Source organism: Mucilaginibacter agri (genome assembly GCF_009928685.1).
Taxonomy (GTDB): Bacteria; Bacteroidota; Bacteroidia; order Sphingobacteriales; family Sphingobacteriaceae; genus Mucilaginibacter; species Mucilaginibacter agri.
The window spans coordinates 169355-187686 of the sequence record NZ_WWEO01000038.1; the positions used below are offsets into that span (position 1 = coordinate 169355).

General features: G+C 42.5%; 18 protein-coding genes. 8 read left to right on the top strand and 10 right to left on the bottom strand.

Annotated features, from left to right (window positions below; translation table 11 throughout):
• Window positions 1-19: 19 nt before the first annotated feature.
• Window positions 20-2497 carry an endopeptidase La gene (gene lon / locus GSY63_RS04050; RefSeq protein WP_166584545.1) on the bottom strand — a complete coding sequence of 826 codons (2478 nt, stop codon included), beginning with the start codon at window positions 2495-2497 and terminating at the stop codon, window positions 20-22.
• Between the two features lie 368 nt (window positions 2498-2865).
• On the opposite strand from lon, the gene GSY63_RS04055 reads away from it, so the two are divergent.
• Window positions 2866-3492 carry a tetratricopeptide repeat protein gene (locus GSY63_RS04055; protein WP_166584546.1) on the top strand — a complete coding sequence of 209 codons (627 nt, stop codon included), beginning with the start codon at window positions 2866-2868 and terminating at the stop codon, window positions 3490-3492.
• A gap of 2 nt (window positions 3493-3494) precedes the next feature.
• Here GSY63_RS04055 and GSY63_RS04060 read toward each other — a convergent pair whose 3' ends face one another.
• From GSY63_RS04060 to GSY63_RS04070, 3 genes are all read right to left on the bottom strand, one after another.
• A complete protein-coding gene (locus GSY63_RS04060; RefSeq protein WP_166584547.1) occupies window positions 3495-3983 on the bottom strand; it encodes a hypothetical protein in 489 nt (162 codons plus the stop codon).
• A 55-nt stretch (window positions 3984-4038) separates the two neighbouring features.
• Window positions 4039-5562, bottom strand: coding sequence for a 2,3-bisphosphoglycerate-independent phosphoglycerate mutase (gene gpmI, locus GSY63_RS04065; RefSeq protein WP_166584548.1), 1524 nt, complete (start codon window positions 5560-5562; stop codon window positions 4039-4041).
• 71 nt (window positions 5563-5633) lie between these two features.
• The gene (locus GSY63_RS04070) at window positions 5634-6065 is read right to left on the bottom strand and encodes a DUF1801 domain-containing protein (RefSeq protein WP_166584549.1); all 432 of its coding nucleotides are present in this window, start codon (window positions 6063-6065) and stop codon (window positions 5634-5636) included.
• Window positions 6066-6217: 152 nt separating this feature from the next.
• Between GSY63_RS04070 and nadC the strand changes: the two genes are divergently transcribed.
• Genes nadC through GSY63_RS04090 form a run of 4 tightly spaced genes read left to right on the top strand, consistent with a single transcriptional unit; the run spans window position 6218 to window position 9306 of the window.
• Window positions 6218-7066: a carboxylating nicotinate-nucleotide diphosphorylase gene (gene nadC / locus GSY63_RS04075; RefSeq protein ID WP_166584550.1), complete on the top strand. Its 849-nt coding sequence runs from the start codon at window positions 6218-6220 to the stop codon at window positions 7064-7066.
• A gap of 43 nt (window positions 7067-7109) precedes the next feature.
• On the top strand, window positions 7110-7757 hold the full coding sequence (gene plsY / locus GSY63_RS04080; RefSeq protein WP_166584551.1) for a glycerol-3-phosphate 1-O-acyltransferase PlsY: 648 nt from the start codon (window positions 7110-7112) through the stop codon (window positions 7755-7757).
• A 5-nt stretch (window positions 7758-7762) separates the two neighbouring features.
• On the top strand, window positions 7763-8563 hold the full coding sequence (locus GSY63_RS04085; RefSeq protein WP_166584552.1) for a M48 family metallopeptidase: 801 nt from the start codon (window positions 7763-7765) through the stop codon (window positions 8561-8563).
• Complete coding sequence (locus GSY63_RS04090; RefSeq protein ID WP_166584553.1) at window positions 8563-9306, top strand: YqjF family protein; 744 nt, start codon at window positions 8563-8565, stop codon at window positions 9304-9306. Before GSY63_RS04085 ends, GSY63_RS04090 begins: the two co-directional genes overlap by 1 nt.
• On the opposite strand, the gene GSY63_RS04095 is transcribed toward GSY63_RS04090, so the two are convergent.
• From GSY63_RS04095 to GSY63_RS04110, 4 genes are all read right to left on the bottom strand, one after another.
• Entirely contained in the window at window positions 9260-10543 is a 1284-nt protein-coding gene (locus GSY63_RS04095) for an anthranilate synthase component I family protein (RefSeq protein ID WP_317168538.1), read from the bottom strand. The genes GSY63_RS04090 and GSY63_RS04095 overlap by 47 nt on opposite strands.
• Window positions 10544-10704: 161 nt before the next feature.
• Window positions 10705-11982 carry an adenylosuccinate synthase gene (locus GSY63_RS04100; RefSeq protein ID WP_166584554.1) on the bottom strand — a complete coding sequence of 426 codons (1278 nt, stop codon included), beginning with the start codon at window positions 11980-11982 and terminating at the stop codon, window positions 10705-10707.
• Window positions 11983-12210: 228 nt separating this feature from the next.
• Window positions 12211-12681: a Fur family transcriptional regulator gene (locus tag GSY63_RS04105; protein WP_166584555.1), complete on the bottom strand. Its 471-nt coding sequence runs from the start codon at window positions 12679-12681 to the stop codon at window positions 12211-12213.
• Between the two features lie 141 nt (window positions 12682-12822).
• Window positions 12823-15051: a RelA/SpoT family protein gene (locus tag GSY63_RS04110; protein ID WP_166584556.1), complete on the bottom strand. Its 2229-nt coding sequence runs from the start codon at window positions 15049-15051 to the stop codon at window positions 12823-12825.
• A gap of 105 nt (window positions 15052-15156) precedes the next feature.
• Here GSY63_RS04110 and GSY63_RS04115 point away from each other — a divergent pair, with 105 nt between their 5' ends.
• From GSY63_RS04115 to bshB1, 3 genes are read left to right on the top strand one after another with little or no spacing between them, the layout of a single operon-like run.
• Window positions 15157-15768, top strand: a complete 612-nt coding sequence (locus GSY63_RS04115; protein WP_166584557.1) for a DUF4294 domain-containing protein — start codon at window positions 15157-15159, stop codon at window positions 15766-15768.
• A complete protein-coding gene (locus GSY63_RS04120) occupies window positions 15768-16262 on the top strand; it encodes a glutathione peroxidase (RefSeq protein ID WP_166584558.1) in 495 nt (164 codons plus the stop codon). Before GSY63_RS04115 ends, GSY63_RS04120 begins: the two co-directional genes overlap by 1 nt.
• Before the next feature lie 15 nt (window positions 16263-16277).
• Complete coding sequence (bshB1, locus tag GSY63_RS04125; RefSeq protein WP_166584559.1) at window positions 16278-17000, top strand: bacillithiol biosynthesis deacetylase BshB1; 723 nt, start codon at window positions 16278-16280, stop codon at window positions 16998-17000.
• A gap of 15 nt (window positions 17001-17015) precedes the next feature.
• Here bshB1 and GSY63_RS04130 read toward each other — a convergent pair whose 3' ends face one another.
• Together GSY63_RS04130 and GSY63_RS04135 are read right to left on the bottom strand one after the other, a co-directional pair.
• Window positions 17016-17612, bottom strand: a complete 597-nt coding sequence (locus GSY63_RS04130) for an HD domain-containing protein (protein WP_166584560.1) — start codon at window positions 17610-17612, stop codon at window positions 17016-17018.
• Window positions 17613-17780: 168 nt separating this feature from the next.
• Window positions 17781-18209, bottom strand: a complete 429-nt coding sequence (locus GSY63_RS04135) for a hypothetical protein (RefSeq protein WP_166584561.1) — start codon at window positions 18207-18209, stop codon at window positions 17781-17783.
• Window positions 18210-18332: the final 123 nt, after the last annotated feature.

Consider the following 18332-nt stretch of genomic DNA (forward strand, 5'->3'; position numbering starts at 1 on the left):
TAAGAAATTTAAAAACCTGTTAATGAACCATTAATGGTTTGGGCTCTTCTTTTACGGTAAGGTCAATGGCATCTTCAACTTTTTCGTTTAATAAAGCCATTTCAATCACTTCGCGCATTTCTGTAACGTAATGAAACTGCATATCCTTAATGTAATCTTCCTTAATATCAAGGATATCCTTCTGATTCGATTTACACAAGATAACTTCCTTGATATTGGCCCGTTTAGCAGCCAGGATTTTCTCTTTAATTCCACCTACAGGCAGTACGCGGCCGCGCAAGGTTATCTCGCCAGTCATAGCTAAATGCGGTTTTACCTTACGTTGGGTAAACGCCGAAGTTAAAGCTGTAAGCATGGTAACACCTGCCGATGGTCCATCTTTTGGTGTCGCCCCTGCAGGTACGTGGATGTGAATATCCCATTGATCAAATAAACGCTGATCGATATTAAAGCGACCTGCATGCGAACGGAGATAAGCCAAAGCAATCGTAGCCGACTCTTTCATTACATCGCCAAGGCTACCGGTTAAGGTTAAACGGCCTTTGCCCGGGCTTAAACTAGCTTCGATAAATAATATATCACCACCAACTGAGGTCCAGGCAAGGCCTGTCACTACACCAGCTACTTTGTTGCCTTCATAAAGGTCTTTATCAAATATAGGTGCGCCTAATATTCTTTCGATATCGGTTTTGCTTACTGATGGATTGTAATCTTCTTCCAGCGCAATACTTTTAGCAACACCACGAATTACAGAACCTATCTTTTTATCGAGGTTACGTACGCCCGACTCGCGGGTATATTCTTCAACAACTTTCTCAATTACATCATTCTTCAACGATACCTGTTTGGCTTTTACGCCGTGCGCTTCGCGTTGTTTAGGTACCAAGTGCTGTTTGGCAATCTCAATTTTTTCTTCGATGGTGTAACCGTTAACCTCTATAATTTCCATACGGTCTAACAATGCCGGTTGGATAGAGCTTAATGAGTTGGCCGTAGCTATAAACATTACGTTAGAAAGATCGAAATCCAATTCTACATAGTTGTCATAAAACGTGCTGTTCTGCTCAGGGTCAAGTACCTCTAACAAGGCAGATGATGGATCACCACGGAAATCATTTCCCACCTTATCAATCTCATCTAAAATAAATACCGGGTTAGCAGCGCCAGCCTTTTTAATAGACTGGATAACACGACCAGGCATTGCCCCAATGTAAGTTTTGCGGTGACCGCGAATCTCGGCCTCATCACGCAAACCACCCAACGCCATACGCACATAACGGCGGCCCAGCGCCTTGGCAATTGATTTACCCAAAGAAGTTTTACCAACTCCCGGAGGGCCAACCAGGCAAAGGATAGGGGCTTTCATGTTGTGCTTTAGCTTAAGCACAGCCAGGTATTCGATAATACGTTGTTTAACCTTATCTAAGCCAAAGTGGTCTTTATCCAAAACCTTTTGTGCACGTTTAAGGTCGAAGTTATCTTTAGTAAATTCGTTCCAAGGCAGATCGAGAAGCAATTCCAGATAATTCATTTGCACTGAATAATCTGCTGCTGCAGGGTTAATGCGGTTAAGCTTATCCAGTTCTTTATTGAAGTGGTCGCTTATTTCTTTAGCCCATTTCTTTTTGGTAGCACGCTGACGGAGGTTATCCAGTTCCAGGTCGGGCGTATTGCCACCCAGCTCTTCTTGTATGGTTTTAAGCTGCTGGTTCAGGAAATAATCGCGTTGCTGTTTATCCAGATCTACACGTACCTTGGTTTGGATCTGGTTTTTTAATTCCAACATCTGCAATTCGGTAGTCAGATGCTCCAATACCTGATTGGCACGTTCGCGTAGGTTAATGGTCTCCAGCATGCGCTGCTTAACAGACATATCGGCATTCATGTTAGACGATATGAAGTTGATGAGGAACGAAATGCTTTCGATATTTTTAATAGCAATGCCAGCCTCGGTTGGAATATTGGGCGACATTTGCACTATGCTCATGGCCATGTCTTTAATAGACGATACCATGGCTTTAAATTCTTTATCTTCTTTAGGCCTTATCTCTTCAAAAGGTTCAATAGTAGCCTTGATATAAGGCTCGCTCTGAATTTCTTCTTTCAGGTGGAACCTCTTTTTACCCTGCAAAATAACGGTGGTATTACCATCGGGCATTTGCAGCATTTTAACAATAAGCGCTGTGGTACCAATGGTGTTAAGCTGGCTAAAGGTGGGGTCTTCGATGCTCACATCTTGTTGCGAAACCACCCCGATAATGCGTTCGCCTTTGTTAGCTTCGCGTACCAGTTTTATAGATTTATCCCTGCCAACTGTTATCGGAATAACCACGCCGGGGAATAATACAGTATTACGAAGAGGGAGAATTGCTAAAACTTCGGGCACCTGCTCATTGTTCATTTCTTCCTCATCCTCAGAAGACATCAGCGGAAAAAACTCGGAATCTTCGTTTATTACCGGTAATGTATTTTTAAAATCAAATGGATCGTAGCTCATTAGGGCGCCCTTTCTAAAATATATATAACGTCAAGTTGTCAGCTTTATTGGTAATAACCGCTTTTTGAGTGCCGTATTAGTATAAATTGCTGTTCCATCGCTTATGGTTCAAGAGATGTGCCAAGATACGATTATCGATTGGGATAAACATTTTGCTTTGGTAATAACTTGATTTTTATGATTTTAAACAGAATGTTAAAATAGTGTTTGATAAATATTAATGGTGTGTTAGCATGAAAAATAGTCAGCAGATGGCCCGTAGTGGCCTGGTATTTGCAAATATTTGACAAATAATTGCTCTGTTTGCATAATAAATTTTAACATTGGCAGTTATTTGTATATTCATTTTGTTACTGTTTTAGTCCCTGATGAGGTTACCGGTCATACTTGTTGTATTAGCTATAACATCCGCTAAAGTCTCTTCGGCGCAAAATGCTTATGTTAAATTAGGCCAACAGGCGCTAATGGAGGGAGATTTTAAGGTTGCGGTTCAGCGACTGGAACGCGCATGCATTATTGACTCTACCAATACCGATGCCTTATGGATGCTTGGCTACTCTTACTATCACAGTGCTAATTACAAAAAATCGATTACTGCCTATACACGTGTTGTAGCTATAAAGCCGGCAGATGCAACATCGTACTACTATCGTGCAAGAGCTAAAACGTATATGGCGAAGGATAATTCACTTTCGGCGCAGGAACGGGATAAGTATCTTTATGGCGCAATTGTAGATTTTACCAAGTCGATATACCTGGAGCCAACTGATGCCAAATATTATCAGAACAGGGGGATAGCTTATCGGGAATACGGTGTTTTTAAACTCGACCCAACATCCAAATCAACCTATGATAAAGTACGCGGCATCAATGCCCTGAGGGCTTCTATAGGCGACCTGGAGAAGGTGTTAAATGATAACCCCAGCCGGGCAGATATTGCATCGCTACTTGATATATCTAAAGAAAAGCTGGCCACTGCCGTTGGCCATCGTTAAGCTTATTTTACAAACTTTCCTTTAATAATATACCTGTTGTTACCCAGCAAAATAACGTGCTGCGTTTTGTCAATAGTATAAACCGAATCTGGTAGATAGGTAAGCACTTCGCGGGTTTCGTAAAGCATGTTTTTAATGTGGTTTACGATGCGTATACAGCTTACCTTATCGCCGGTTTTAGCTACGGTTAGCTCACGTGTTTTCAGATCGGGGGTAATTGCCTTATAGGTAGTGCTGTCGCCTGCTGTGTTTATCGTGTAACTTTGACGCCATGAAGGTTTATTAATATCTGACGATGCGAACAAACTTAGCTCGTGGCCCCAGTTGGCTATCTTAACGTTTTTGGTTTCGCTCGCGCCGTTATGGTTAACCGTTTTGTTAACCGTTGGGTTGCTACGGTTAAGGCGTGTAGAATCGGCGTTAATGAAACCCTTCAGGTCGAAGTATTTATACTGGCCCGTGGTTTCTTTAACATCGGGCTTACAAGCCACTAAGGCAGTGGATATAAAAAAAGAATAGCAGATGGCTAACCATCTGCTATGTAATTTATACAAGTACATTCCCTGTCATTTCCTCCGGGATATCAACTCCCAGTATGGTGAGTACGGTAGGAGCGATATCACCCAATTTACCGTCTTTCACTTGTTTAACATCATTATCAATTATAATACATGGCACCAGGTTGGTAGTGTGCGCTGTATTTGGCGAGCCATCCTCGTTGATCATGAAATCGGCATTACCATGATCGGCAATGATGATGAATGAATAGCCATTTTTTAAACCGGTTTCAACAACCGCTTTAGTGGTGGCATCAACAGTTTCGGCAGCTTTAACTACAGCTTCAAATACACCAGTATGGCCCACCATGTCGGTATTAGCAAAGTTAAGGCAGATAAAATCGGCCCAACCGCTTTCCAGTTCCGGTAAAATGGCATCGCGGATACCTTCGGCACTCATTTCGGGCTGTAAATCGTAAGTAGCAACCTTTGGTGATGGCACTAAAAGGCGTTTTTCGCCTGTGAACTCTTTTTCGCGGCCTCCCGAGAAAAAGAAAGTTACGTGCGGATATTTCTCAGTTTCGGCAATACGGATTTGGGTTTTACCGGCATCCTGTAAAACTTCGCCTAACGTTTTTACCAGATCGTCTTTTGTGAATACCACATCGACATTTTTAAATGTCTCGTCGTAAGTAGTCATGGTGATGTAACGCAGCTTCAACGGAACCATGTTTTGTTCATGAAACTCTTTTTGCGTTAGCGCAAGGGTAATTTCGCGGCCGCGGTCGGTGCGGAAATTGAAGCACAATACCACGTCGCCATCCTTGATCACTGCAAGCGGCTGGCCGTCTGCGCCTACATTAACAATAGGTTGTACAAATTCATCAGTAACACCATCGGCATACGATTGCTTAATAGCACCTAACAAATCGGTAGTCGCTTTGCCTGTGCCATGTACCATTACGTCGTAAGCCAGTTTAACGCGCTCCCAACGGTTATCGCGGTCCATTGCATAATAGCGGCCAATAGCCGAAGCAATCTTAACTGGCGTATCTTTAATATGGTTTTCCAGATCGGCGATATAGCCTGCACCTGCATTCGGGTCAGTGTCGCGGCCATCTAAAAAGGCATGGATAAATACTTTTTCCAAACCAAATTCGCCGGCTGCATCACACAGTCCTTTTACGTGTTTAATATGCGAGTGTACGCCACCGTCTGATACCAGGCCGATAAAGTGTACATCTTTGTTGTTTTCTTTAGCGTAATCGAAAGCGCTTTTAATTACTGCGTTGGTGGGTAGTTCGTGATCATCAACCGCTTTGTGAATTCGGCCAAGTTCCTGGTAAACCACACGGCCTGCACCCAGGTTCATGTGTCCTACTTCAGAGTTGCCCATTTGTCCGTCGGGCAAACCAACGGCCATGCCAGATGCTTCAAGTTTTGAGTTGGGATAAGTGCTGATCAGATGGTCGAAAAAAGGAGTTTCGGCATTAAATATAGCGTCAGATTTGTCATGACGGCCGTATCCCCAGCCATCCAAAATCAATAGGGCGAGTTTTTTTTGTTGTTCCACAGTGCAAATATAGATTTTATGTTTATTGGTGGGTAGTCATTAGGCTACTATGTTGTTACGTACTATAGAAATTACTTTGTGTTAGTAAACTCAACCCCATAAAGTATCGCTGCTTCGAGTACATTTATGTTTATATCCTTTAGGGTTTTAAATTTGATGCAATAGCCTGTAACACTAGCTTTGCCCAATGTTTTCCCATAGGTCTGGGTTAAATATGTTTTATCGTCGAGTCCAAGAATATAAACAGAGATTCCGGTTGTATTTGCACTCATACCAATTTGATAAAACTCCTTGCTCGTTCCGTTGGCATATTTTATAAAATAGGAACCGTATCCTACGTTAGGGTTAGATACAATCTTACCTTCCTCGTTCTTTCCATCCAGGAACCATAGTTTACATCCAGGTAATGTTTCCAGGATGTGCTTGTGCAAGGTGTTCATGTCACTCCGCTTGGGTTGGGGCTGGCTTTCGATATAAGCCCTGATTTCTTCCTGTATGTCCATAACGCAATATTAAATCAACAATCGTAGACCTTATTATCTCAAAATTCGCTTTATTTCTGGTTATACAATGTAACATTCTCCTAAATCAACTAATTTATCAAACTAAATAATTGTCAATTGTTTTTACTTTTGACGTTTAATACACCACGATTTTGGATAAAGAACTTATAGACCCAATTATAAAAAATGCCCTGTTAGAAGATATTGGCGATGGCGACCATACTTCACTGGCAACTATTTTACCAGGTACTAAGGGTAAAGCCCGTTTAATAGTTAAGGATACAGGTATATTGGCTGGTGTTGAGCTGGCCGAAGAAATATGCCGTATTGTTGATCCTGAACTTAAGATGGATGTGCTGATAAAAGATGGTACTCCTGTTAAACCTGGCGATATAGCCTTTACACTGGAAGGCAGCGTGCATTGCATTTTAAAAGCAGAGCGTGTAGTGTTGAACTGTATGCAACGTATGTCGGGCATTGCAACACGCACCAATCAGATTGTTTCGATGCTTAAAGGTACAGGTACCAAGGTGCTGGATACCCGCAAAACAACTCCTGGAATGCGTTACCTTGAGAAATGGGCGGTAAAAATTGGTGGTGGTGTAAATCACCGTTTTGGTTTGTATGATATGATCCTGATCAAGGATAACCATGTCGACTATTCGGGAGGTATCAGAAATGCTATAACCAACGCCCGGGAGTACCTGAAAACACAGGACAAAGACCTGCAAATAGAGATCGAAGTAAGAAACCTGGAAGAACTGGAAGAGGTTTTGCAGGTCGGCGGAGTTGACCGTATTTTGCTCGATAACTTTAAGCCCGACGTGTTACAGCAAGCCGTGGCTATGAACGAAGGCCGCTATATAACCGAAGCATCTGGCGGCATTACCGCAGATAATATTATGGATTATGCTAACGCTGGTGTTGATTATATATCGATAGGAGCACTTACCCATTCTGTAAACAGTTTAGATCTAAGCCTAAAAGCGATTAAAGAATGATTGAGGTAATTACTAACATATCTTTTAGTAATATTGTGGTAAAATGATTTCTGTTTACTCAATTTCAGCGCTCATTCTGGCTTATTTGTTTGGTTCTATTCCAACTGCTGTTTGGATAGGTCAGGCATTTTATGGCATAGATATAAGGGAGTATGGCAGCGGGAATGCCGGCGCTACCAATACCTTTAGGGTGCTGGGAAAAAAAGCAGGTATACCTGTAATGCTTATTGATATTTTAAAAGGCTGGACGGCTACCAACCTGGCCTATTTTATACCCATTTCTTTGGTTGGGCACCACAATTCTATCGCATTTACCAATTACGAACTCGCCTTAGGTATCACCGCTGTAATGGGCCATTTGTTCCCAATTTTTGCAGGTTTTAGGGGTGGTAAAGGCATTGCCACATTATTTGGAATGGTTTTGGCTGTGCACTTGCAGGCTGCTTTGCTTTGTGTGTTTGTATTTATACTGGTGCTGCTGATAACACGGTATGTTTCCCTTGGTTCAATTTTGGCTGGGTTTATGTATCCGATAGCGGTAATATTTATTTTCCCGGTTTATATTAAATCGGTGGTGATATACGGTATGTGTATGTGCATATTGATATTAGTTACACACCAGAAAAATATCGAACGTTTATTAAAGGGCAAAGAGTCGAAAGTTAATTTGTTTAAGAAGAAAACTGCCTGACATTTATGAGAAGATTCAATTTTTTAGGTGCAATGGCTATCGCCATTGTGCTTTTTTCATGTTCAACCGTACCGTTAACCGGCCGCAAGCAACTTAATGTGGTAAGTGATGCCGAGGTTAACCAATCTGCCGCTACAAGTTATAGCCAGTTATTGAGCGATCCTAAAACCAAAGTGATCAAAGGCACCAGTGATGCCCAGCGTGTACAGCGAGTGGGTAACCAGCTGGCAACTGCCATTCAAAATTATCTGCAGCAAAATGGCTACGCCAATCAATACAATTTTAATTGGCAATTTAACCTCATTCAAAGCAGCGAGGTAAATGCCTGGTGTATGCCCGGGGGTAAAGTAGCTGTTTACAGCGGCATTTTGCCCTATACGCAAGACGATGCCGGTTTGGCTACGGTGTTAGGCCACGAGATAGGTCACGCCATTGCCCGCCACTCTGCGGAGCGTATTTCACAGCAACAGGTTGCACAAGGCGTAGGCTCTGCTATAGGTGTTGCCGCAAACGGATCGAACTCTGCTACCGTTGGAATTATCAATCAATTGTACGGCGTAGGTGGACAGCTGGTACTGTTGAAATACTCCCGCGATCAGGAGTCGGAAGCAGATAGGCTGGGACTAACTTTTATGGCCATGGCGGGATACGATCCTAATAATGCGCTGGCTTTCTGGAAACGTATGGCGGCATCTAACCAGGGAGGCGGTACACCGGAGTTGTTAAGCACTCACCCGGCAGATGCAACACGTATTGCAGCCATCCAGCGCAACATACCAGAGGCCATGAAGTACTATCATAAATAATGGCCAAAAGGCGCTTTCTCACCGCGCAGTGGCGAAACTGGCTAATGCTCAATTATGAAGTTGATCCTGCCATTTTAAAACCACACTTGCCTGCCTTTACCGAACTCGATTTGTGGAATGGTAAAGTCTTGGTGAGTATGGTTGGCTTTATGTTTTTGGATACCCGGGTGATGGGTATAAAATGGCCATTCCATATCAATTTTGAAGAAGTGAACCTGCGTTTCTACGTTCGGTACTTCGACGGGAAAGAATGGAAGCGCGGCGCGGTGTTTATCAGTGAGCTTGTTCCTAAGCATATTATCCCTGTTATTGCCAATAACCTTTATAACGAGCACTATAAAGCGCTACCCATGCGCCATAACATTGTACCTATTGGTAATGACCATACTTATTATGATTACCAATGGAAATTTAAAGGCCGATGGAATAAACTTGGTGCAACGATAAGCAATGTTTTTACAGACATCCAACTAGGAAGTGCCGAAGAGTTTATTTTTGAGCATTATTGGGGCTACAACCGCATGGACGACAGTAAGGCACTCGAGTACGCTGTAGAACATGTATCGTGGCAGGTAGCGGTTGTAAAAGACCCCGTTTTTGAGGGTGATATTGCTGCATTGTATGGTGCCGAGTTCGAGCCTTTCTTAAAGCGCCAGCCTTATTCGGCTTTCTTTGCAAATGGATCTGAAGTGGCTGTTAGGATTGCGGGGAAAATTGAGACTGCCCCAATACCTCCAGTATAGCTTTTACTTTTAGCAAGCACTCTTCGTATTCGAAGACGGCATCTGCTTGGTAGGTAATGGCACTACCAGCCTGAAACGACAGGTATTTCTCCACGGCATTATAGAGAATACTTCTGATCACCACATTGAAATCGAAATCACCGTCGGGACTAAAATAGCCGATAGCACCGGAATATATACCTCGCCTGGTGCGCTCGTATTCCTCCATCAGTTGCATGGCGCGTATCTTAGGAGCGCCTGTCATGCTACCCATCGGGAAAGTGTTTCTGATGGCATCCACAGCCGGGATGTGTGCATCCAATTCACACACCACAGTTGAGATCATCTGATGAACCTGCTTAAAGCTGTAAATGCCAAATAACTCTTCAACCCTAACTGTACCTGCAATTGCGGAGTGCGTTAGGTCATTTCGTACCAAGTCTACAATCATTACATTTTCCTGTTGCTCCTTGGAGTTACTACGAAGATTCTGAATGTTAGCGTTATCATCGGTAGCGTTAGCACCACGCTTTGCAGTCCCCTTAATAGGTTGAGAGATAAGCTTGTTTTCGCGCTTAGCTAAAAACCTTTCGGGCGAAGCGCAAAGGATATATTGTTGATGATACTTAAAAAAGCAGGCAAAAGGGTTAGGAGAAACCCTGTTCAAGTTTTCAAATATATCAACTGGGTTTATTGAAGCAACCTCTGCGTAAAACTCCTGGCAAAAATTGGTAACGTAGATATCACCGCGATTAATATGGGCTTTTACTCGGTTAACAGCGTCGATGTATTCGGCCCTATTGAAACGTGTTTGGATTAGAAGGTCAGATGGGCTTTTGTCAGAGTTTAGTTTGAAAGCGTTAATGGTGTTCCATATATCGTCCGCACCGTCAGCTAGTATTTCCACTTCGTTATTTTTGATAACGATTAAATGTTTGGGCACGAAGAAATAAAGGTCAGGTAAATGCAGATGGTCATCATTAGCCGAATTCACGTCCTCGATTTCATTCTTCAGATCATACCCTAAGAATCCGGTCATCCACTCGTTGTGAGTCGACTTAAAATCGGCGAGGGCCTTAAAGGCATCGCCTGCCTTAGCAGTTACTTCAGCCTTAACATCGACAGCAATTAGTGCGTCGAACTTTGAATAACGGTCTGCGAAATTGTTGGAGTCCAGATAGCATGCCACATCAAAATTTGCCGCCCAATGGAGGACTTTTTGTTTAAATAGCGCAATGTTATCGGAATGGAATATCACAGGGCAAAAATAGTAAAGGCTCCGGGTTGTCGGAGCCTTTAATGCATTATCTTATTAAACTTGTCAATGCGAGGAGCGAAGCAATCTCGTAGCTATGCAAATAGAAGATGCTTGCGACGAGATTGCCACGCTATCGCTCGCAATGACAAAGAGGAAAGTTTTTAGTGCAACACTAAAGTTTGTTTCCTATCCGGACCTACTGAAAGGTACTTAACAGGAACGCCCAATTCAGCCTCTAAAAATTCGATGTAAGAATTTAATTTAGCAGGGATCTCAGACAATTCGGTAATACCGGTTAAGTCTTCGTTCCAGCCATCAATTTCCTTATAAACCGGTTCTGGTTTAATGGTGCAAATATCGTATGGCATGTAATCTATAGTTTCGCCCTGATAATTGTAATGTGTACAAGCATAGATTTTTTCGAAACCACTCAACACGTCAGCTTTGGTCATTACTAGTTCGGTTACGCCGTTAAGCATAATAGCGTATTTCAAAGCCGGAAGATCGATCCAACCTGTACGGCGTGGGCGACCAGTAGTAGCACCAAATTCATGACCGATTTTGCGTAGTTCTTCACCAACTTCGTTATCTAACTCGGTAGGGAAGGGGCCACCGCCAACACGGGTGCAATAAGCTTTGAAGATACCGATCACCTCACCAATTTGGCGAGGAGCTATACCTAAACCGGTACATGCACCGGCAGCAGTAGTATTTGATGAGGTAACAAATGGGTATGAACCGAAGTCGATATCCAGCATGGCACCTTGTGCGCCTTCTGCCAATACTTTTTTACCTTCTTTAATGTAGTTATTAACCAGGTGCTCAGAATCAACTAATGGGAATTGTTTGATTAGCTCAATGGCTTCGAAGAAAGAAGCCTCACGCTCGCTAAAATCTGGCACCTCACCATATAAAGCCTGTAGCATAGAGGTGTGTTTATCAGCCAGTTTCTGGTAACGCTCTTTAAAATCCGGTAAAGTGATATCGCCAATACGTAAACCATTACGACCGGTTTTATCCATATAAGTAGGGCCAATACCTTTTAAGGTAGAACCAATTTTACCTTCGCCCATTTTCTTTTCAGAAGCAGCATCAAGCAACTGGTGTGTTGGGATGATCAAGTGTGCTTTTTTAGCAATCTGCAGGTTCTTTTTAGCCAGTAGGTCGTGGCCTGCGTCTTTCAATTTATCTAATTCCTTTTTCAGGGTGATAGGGTCTATCACTACGCCATTACCAATGAGGTTCATGGTGTTTTCGAAGAAAATGCCCGAAGGTATTGTGTTCAGTACAAATTTTTTACCGTCAAACTCAAGGGTGTGCCCGGCATTTGGTCCGCCTTGGAAGCGGGCAATCAGGTCGTAACCTGCACTTAATACGTCAACAATTTTTCCCTTGCCTTCGTCGCCCCATTGGAGGCCTAATAAAACATCAACAGCCATTACTTATTTAAATAATTCTTCTTTTAATAATCAAAGAACATGTCATTCCGTCCATTAGCCAACAGAGCGGTATCCCACATGCAGGGTTATTATAAATTAAAGAGTTTACGCTTTTGCGAAATGCCAATAAACTGACATGAACTACCCACAGCGCTTTAACAACGCAAAGGTATCATCATCAGCGTATTTATCGCTATAAAATTTCAAATGATTAAGAAACGCGCTCTTCTACGATACCTTTCTGTCGCAGAAACCTTCTTTTAATTTAGTACAGTTTCCGTACAGATTTAACGAGTGGTGTTTGATCTCAAACTTAAGCAACTCGCCCATCATACTTTGTATCTGCTGTATACGTGGGTCGCAAAACTCTACCACCTTACCGCAATCGATGCAAATAATATGATCGTGCTGCTTATAGCCATAAGATTTTTCGAACTGAGCCATATTTTTACCAAACTGATGCTTGGTAACCAAATCGCACGATACCAATAACTCTAGGGTATTATATACCGTTGCGCGGCTTACGCGATACTTTTTGTTTTTCATGTGGATGTATAAAGACTCCACATCAAAGTGATCGCTTCTGGAATAAATTTCTTCTAGTATGGCAAAGCGCTCAGGCGTTTTTCTGAGGCTTTTATTTTCGAGATACGCCTCGAAAATTTTTTTAACCATATCAATGGTTTCCTGCTGAGGCATAGTTAATATTTAGCAGTTCAAAGGTATTAATTATTTTGGTTTGTTTGTAGTGGTTGCTTAAGTTAAGCAGTTGATTTGGTTGGATTAAGTTAAGCAGTTTATAACACAATCAATTTAATCCAACTCGTCAACTAATCAACCTTAAGACGCCTTCTCCACCGTTTGAGCAGAGTCGAAACGGGTTACCGAGGTTATACCTCTTACCGTTTTTAAGCGTTTTATCAGGTTGTCAAGGTGCTCGCGGTCGTTAACGTAAACCATTATTGTACCTTCAAAAATTCCGTTATCGCTATCTACAGTAATAGAACGGATGTTTACCTTAAAGTCGTTTGATATAACAGTGGTTAGCTTATTGATCAAGCCCACATCGTCTATCCCCGTAATACGCAAGCCGGTTAAAAAAGCCAGTTCGTGCTGGTTAGTCCAACGGGCTTTAACCACACGGTACCCATAATTACTCATCAGTTTGGTGGCGTTAGGGCAGTTGGTGCGGTGAATTTTGATACCATCGTTAATGGTAATAAATCCAAACACGTCATCGCCTGGTATTGGGTTGCAGCAATTGGCCAGTTTGTAGTCTATCTTCTGCATGTCCTCGCCAATCAGCAATATGTCGCTGTCTTTGGTTTTGATATTGCGGAGCAGGCTTTGTACCTGGTCATTCTCAATTTTATCCTGAGGCTTATTATCGACAACTTTTTCTGAAGCCTGGTATTCTTTCAAGTCCTTCATGTCTATCAAACCCTTTGCTACATTGTAGAATAGCTCCTGGGTTGATGGTAGCTTGAAGTAATAGCTCAGTTTCTGTATGTTCTCAGAATTGTAAGTGATCTTTAATGATTTCAGCTTACGCTCCAGTATCTCCTTACCGTCTTCGGCAATTTTGCGTTTCTCTTCTTTTAAGGCCGATTTAATTTTGGCTTTAGCCTTAGCTGTAACTACAAAGTTTAACCAGTCTTCCTTAGGGGTTTGCTTGCTCGAGGTGATAATCTCCACCTGGTCGCCGTTTTGCAGCTTATGGCTTAACGGTACCAGCTTGTGATTAACCTTGGCACCGATACAACTTGCACCCACATCAGAGTGGATCTCGAAGGCAAAGTCGAGCGCAGTGGCGTTTAATGGTAGCTGTAGCAGGGCTCCTTTGGGCGTAAAAATGAAGATCTCATCAGAGAAAAGGTTCATTTTAAAATCATCCAAAAAGTCGAGCGCGTTGCTATCCGGGTTGCGCAGCATTTCGCGCACTTTATGTATCCATTGGTCGAGACCGTTGTCTGACGATGATTCTTTGTATTTCCAGTGTGCAGCAAAACCTTTTTCGGCAATCTCGTTCATTCGTTTGGTACGGATTTGCACTTCTACCCACTGGCCACGCGGACCCATTACGGTGGTGTGCAGCGATTCGTAACCGTTTACTTTAGGCGATGATATCCAGTCGCGCAAACGATCGGGGTTAGGGCGATACTCGTCGGTAACAATGGAGTAGGCTTTCCAACACTCCGCTTTTTCGTTTTCGGGCGCACTATCTAAAATAATGCGGATAGCAAACAAGTCGTAAACCTCCTCAAAAGGTATGGCCTTGTTTTTCATCTTATTCCAAATGGAGTGGATAGATTTTGGCCGTCCGAAAACTTCGGCATGTAAGCCTTGTGCTTCTAATGTCTTCTTTATCGGATCAATAAAATCGCGGATAAAGCGCTCGCGCTCCGCCTTCTTTTCGTTGAGCTTATTTTTGATAAACTGGTAGGTTTCGCTTTCCATATATTTCATAGAAAGGTCTTCCAGTTCAGATTTTATGGCATACAAACCCAGGCGGTGGGCGAGTGGGGCATAGAGATAAACCGTTTCGGACGATAGCTTTAATTGCTTATCGCGGGGCATAAACTCCATGGTGCGCATATTGTGCAGACGGTCTGCCAGCTTAATCAATATCACCCTCACATCGTCTGCTAGAGTAAGCAGCATTTTACGGAAGTTTTCGGCCTGTAATGAGCTGTTGGTGTCAAATACACCCGAAATTTTGGTAAGCCCATCGATGATCTTTGCAACCTTTTTACCAAACTCCCGTTCAATATCATCTAAGGTAACATCGGTGTCTTCAACAACATCGTGTAATAAAGCACATACAATGGAGGTAGTACCCAAACCAATTTCTTCGGCAGCTATTTGTGCTACTGCAATAGGGTGGTATATGTATGGCTCGCCCGATTTGCGGCGCATGTTTTTATGGCTTTCTAAGGCCATATCAAAAGCTAAACGAATAAGGCGCTTATCGCCTTTTTGCATAGTAGGCTTACACGCACGCAGCAGGGCCCGGTATCTTTTCAGAATCTCATTCTTCTCCGCTTCCAGGTCAATCACTAATTCTTTCATAATACGGCGTAACTACTAACTAATAAAATAGATAACAAGAAAATTAATTATAGGTTGTAACTTAGAATCACAAAATAAATGCGTTAATTTTGTAATAGTAAATATATGAAATTTTTTACGTTTTTGATGCTGCTGTGTTGTTTTGCGGGCTTTGCCAATGCGCAAACCGACCTGCCGCACCCGAAACTTGGGAAAAATGACACCATAAAAACATATATGACCGTGCTTGACGGGGAGCTGGTACCATGGACAGTTACTCCTGAAGTGAAGATAGTAGACACCCGTATATTTGCCAGCGAGGCAGATCGCCAGGCTTACTACCGTCTTAAATATAATGTAATGAAGGTGTTGCCTTACGCCCGGTTTGCCAGCCAACGGTATGCGCAATTACAGCGCGATTTGGCAACTACCGGCGATAAAGGCAAGCAAAAAGAAATGATCAACGCTTGTGAAACGCAGATCAAAGAACTTTTTAACCGCGAAATAAAGAATCTAACCATTAATCAGGGCGAAGTACTGATTAAACTGGTAAGCCGGGAAACTGGCACTACAAGTTTTGCTATGGCTAAAGATTTAAAGGGCGGTTTCCACGCCTTTATGTTCCAATCAGTGGCCCGTATTTTTGGCCATAATCTCAAGGAATCTTACGACCCAACCACCGAGCGCGATATTGAGACTATTTTGCATGATGCAGGATATACCTCATATTTGTACTAATGGACAACGGTAATATCTACCAATTTAACGTACAACAGTTAAATGGTGAACAAATAAGCCTGAAACGCTACCAAAATAAAGTTTTATTGATCGTAAACACAGCCTCTCAATGCGGGTTTACACCTCAAATGGCCGAATTAGTAGAGCTAAAAAAGTCTTTCTTAGGTAAAGATTTCGAAATTTTAGCTTTTCCTTCTAACGATTTTGGCGGGCAGGAGCCGCTGAATGGCGACGAGATCATCACCTTTTGCGAACGCTTCGACACTAACTTCCCGACGTTTGAAAAAATACGGGTACGCGGACCCTATGCCGATCCGCTTTATAAGTACCTGGCAGATAAAAAGCAGAATGGAAAGGTTGGCGCCGCACCGCGCTGGAATTTTCACAAGTACCTGGTTGACAAGAACGGGCAAGTGGTTGATTTCTTTTATCCTTTTACCAAGCCTGGCTCATCAAAAATAAAGAAGAAGATAGCGCACTTATTGGCGCGTTAATTATTAAAACTATCAATGACTAAATTAGATATATTGGTTTTAGCCGCCCATCCGGACGATGCTGAATTGGGCTGCTCGGGAACTATTGCGAAACACTTGGCATTGGGCTATAAAGTTGGTGTTGTAGACCTTACTCGCGGCGAACTAGGCACCCGCGGCTCTGCAGAGATCCGCGATCAGGAAGCGGCGGCTGCTAGTGAGATATTAGGACTTACTATTCGCGAGAACTTAGGTATACCCGATGGATTTTTTACCAATACTAAAGAATACCAACTGAAAGTTATCGAGGCTATCCGCAAGTACCAGCCTGAAATAGTAATTGGAAACGCGTATCACGACCGCCATCCAGATCATGGTCGTGCGAACCAGTTGATAGAGGACGCATGTTTTTTAGCGGGCTTACGTAAGATAGAAACCAGTGTGAACGGCGAGCCACAGCAAGAGTGGCGACCTAAGCAGGTGCTGCATTTTATACAAGATCGCTACATTAAGCCCGATATATTAATTGATATCTCCGATTATTGGGATATCAAGATAGCGAGCATCTATGCGTATGGATCTCAATTTCATAATCCAAACTGGGAAAATGAACCGCAGACTTACATCTCCACCCCTGAATTTATTCATGTTATTGAAGCGCGTGCCCGCGAGTTTGGTAAAAGTATAGGTGCCAAATATGCCGAAGGTTTTACATCGCGCGACTTATTAGGTGTAGATAATTTGTTTAATCTGAGATAAGAGAGTAGTTGATGGTTAGGTTTTTTTGTGGAGAATACCTTTCTCCACACTTTCCTCAATTAACTGTTTGGCGAATGCCCAAAGCGTTTCGGAACCATTCTTGATCACGCTTTTTTTCTCAACTACTTTTCCATAGTCAACGGAAAATTCTTTCCAGGTGCCACCTCCGTTAGATACGTTCTGTAATAATGGTTCGAGTCTGTCCATTGCGCGGGCAAATTTTGCTTCGGGCGTTTCAGAATCTTCAAACTCTTGCCAGATAGCAATATACTCATTGGCCTGTTCGGTAGGCAACAACCCAAATATTCTTTCTGCTGCCTTTTGTTCGGCTTCGGTGTTAGTATGGGCCACAACTGAATCGTACAAAAAAATATCTCCAGCGTCAATTTCAACTACGTCATGTATCAGCAGCATTTTCACTACTTTCAATACATCTACGGGTTCATTGGCGTGTTCGGCCAATAATAACGCCATAATTGCCAAATGCCAGCTATGCTCGGCATCATTTTCGTGCCGAGGGCTGTTAAACAACCTTGTTTTCCTGAAAATGTATTTGACTTTGTCTATCTCGTGGATGAATTCCACTTGTTTTAGAAGGCGCTCAAATTCCATAATGTTATGGCTAATTAAGTAAATGGTTGATTGAGTTGATTAGTTGGCGGCGTTTAAAACGTTAACCTGAACGTAAGTCGAGTCTTGAAACCACTCACCTGATCAACTCAATCAACTGCTCACTGTCATAAAATAAGAAGGCCCCGATTTCGTCGGGGCCTTCTTGTTTTATGACTTGATATACTCAAAACGGTTATTGTCCTGGTTTCGTTGTCTGATGAGTTTGTGCTCGTTAGATAGTTTCAGCAGGATACCTGATAATTCTGAAGTTTTAAAATCGGTATCAAAGTTTTCTTTACAGTATTCTGCAATAGAGGATATAGAGCGGGCTTCGGCAAAGAAATCGCTGCCTAATAATTGATATAATATTTTAGTGGCACCTGGTTTCTTTTTAGCGGGTGCAAAAGTTGCTTCTTCGCCCGCTTCCGTTCTTTGTGGTTTACGGGTAAAGTGTTCAAAACCTTCGCCATCACTTTCTATTAATGCATCTAACAATTTGTCGATAATGCGTAGCTGTACAGCCTCAGATTGAAATGAATTTACAACTTCTGATATTTCCAGTAGCTGTCTTTTTAATTTGTCAGTGTGTTTGCTCATAGTAAATATTAGTGCCCCCTTGTAAAGTAGTAGAACAGCACTACACCAAATGTATAATGCTTATTTACGTTTATTATAAAATATTATTGCTTATAGTAATAAACGTGAAACGGCAATAATAGT

Coding starts and splice junctions, on each gene's coding strand:
- lon (WP_166584545.1), bottom strand. CDS start 2,497: ATGAGCTACGATCCATTTGATTTTAAAAATACATTACCGGTAATAAAC.
- GSY63_RS04055 (WP_166584546.1), top strand. CDS start 2,866: ATGAGGTTACCGGTCATACTTGTTGTATTAGCTATAACATCCGCTAAA.
- GSY63_RS04070 (WP_166584549.1), bottom strand. CDS start 6,065: ATGGACATACAGGAAGAAATCAGGGCTTATATCGAAAGCCAGCCCCAA.
- plsY (WP_166584551.1), top strand. CDS start 7,110: ATGATTTCTGTTTACTCAATTTCAGCGCTCATTCTGGCTTATTTGTTT.
- GSY63_RS04085 (WP_166584552.1), top strand. CDS start 7,763: ATGAGAAGATTCAATTTTTTAGGTGCAATGGCTATCGCCATTGTGCTT.
- GSY63_RS04090 (WP_166584553.1), top strand. CDS start 8,563: ATGGCCAAAAGGCGCTTTCTCACCGCGCAGTGGCGAAACTGGCTAATG.
- GSY63_RS04100 (WP_166584554.1), bottom strand. CDS start 11,982: ATGGCTGTTGATGTTTTATTAGGCCTCCAATGGGGCGACGAAGGCAAG.
- GSY63_RS04105 (WP_166584555.1), bottom strand. CDS start 12,681: ATGCCTCAGCAGGAAACCATTGATATGGTTAAAAAAATTTTCGAGGCG.
- GSY63_RS04110 (WP_166584556.1), bottom strand. CDS start 15,051: ATGAAAGAATTAGTGATTGACCTGGAAGCGGAGAAGAATGAGATTCTG.
- GSY63_RS04115 (WP_166584557.1), top strand. CDS start 15,157: ATGAAATTTTTTACGTTTTTGATGCTGCTGTGTTGTTTTGCGGGCTTT.
- GSY63_RS04120 (WP_166584558.1), top strand. CDS start 15,768: ATGGACAACGGTAATATCTACCAATTTAACGTACAACAGTTAAATGGT.
- bshB1 (WP_166584559.1), top strand. CDS start 16,278: ATGACTAAATTAGATATATTGGTTTTAGCCGCCCATCCGGACGATGCT.
- GSY63_RS04130 (WP_166584560.1), bottom strand. CDS start 17,612: ATGGAATTTGAGCGCCTTCTAAAACAAGTGGAATTCATCCACGAGATA.
- GSY63_RS04135 (WP_166584561.1), bottom strand. CDS start 18,209: ATGAGCAAACACACTGACAAATTAAAAAGACAGCTACTGGAAATATCA.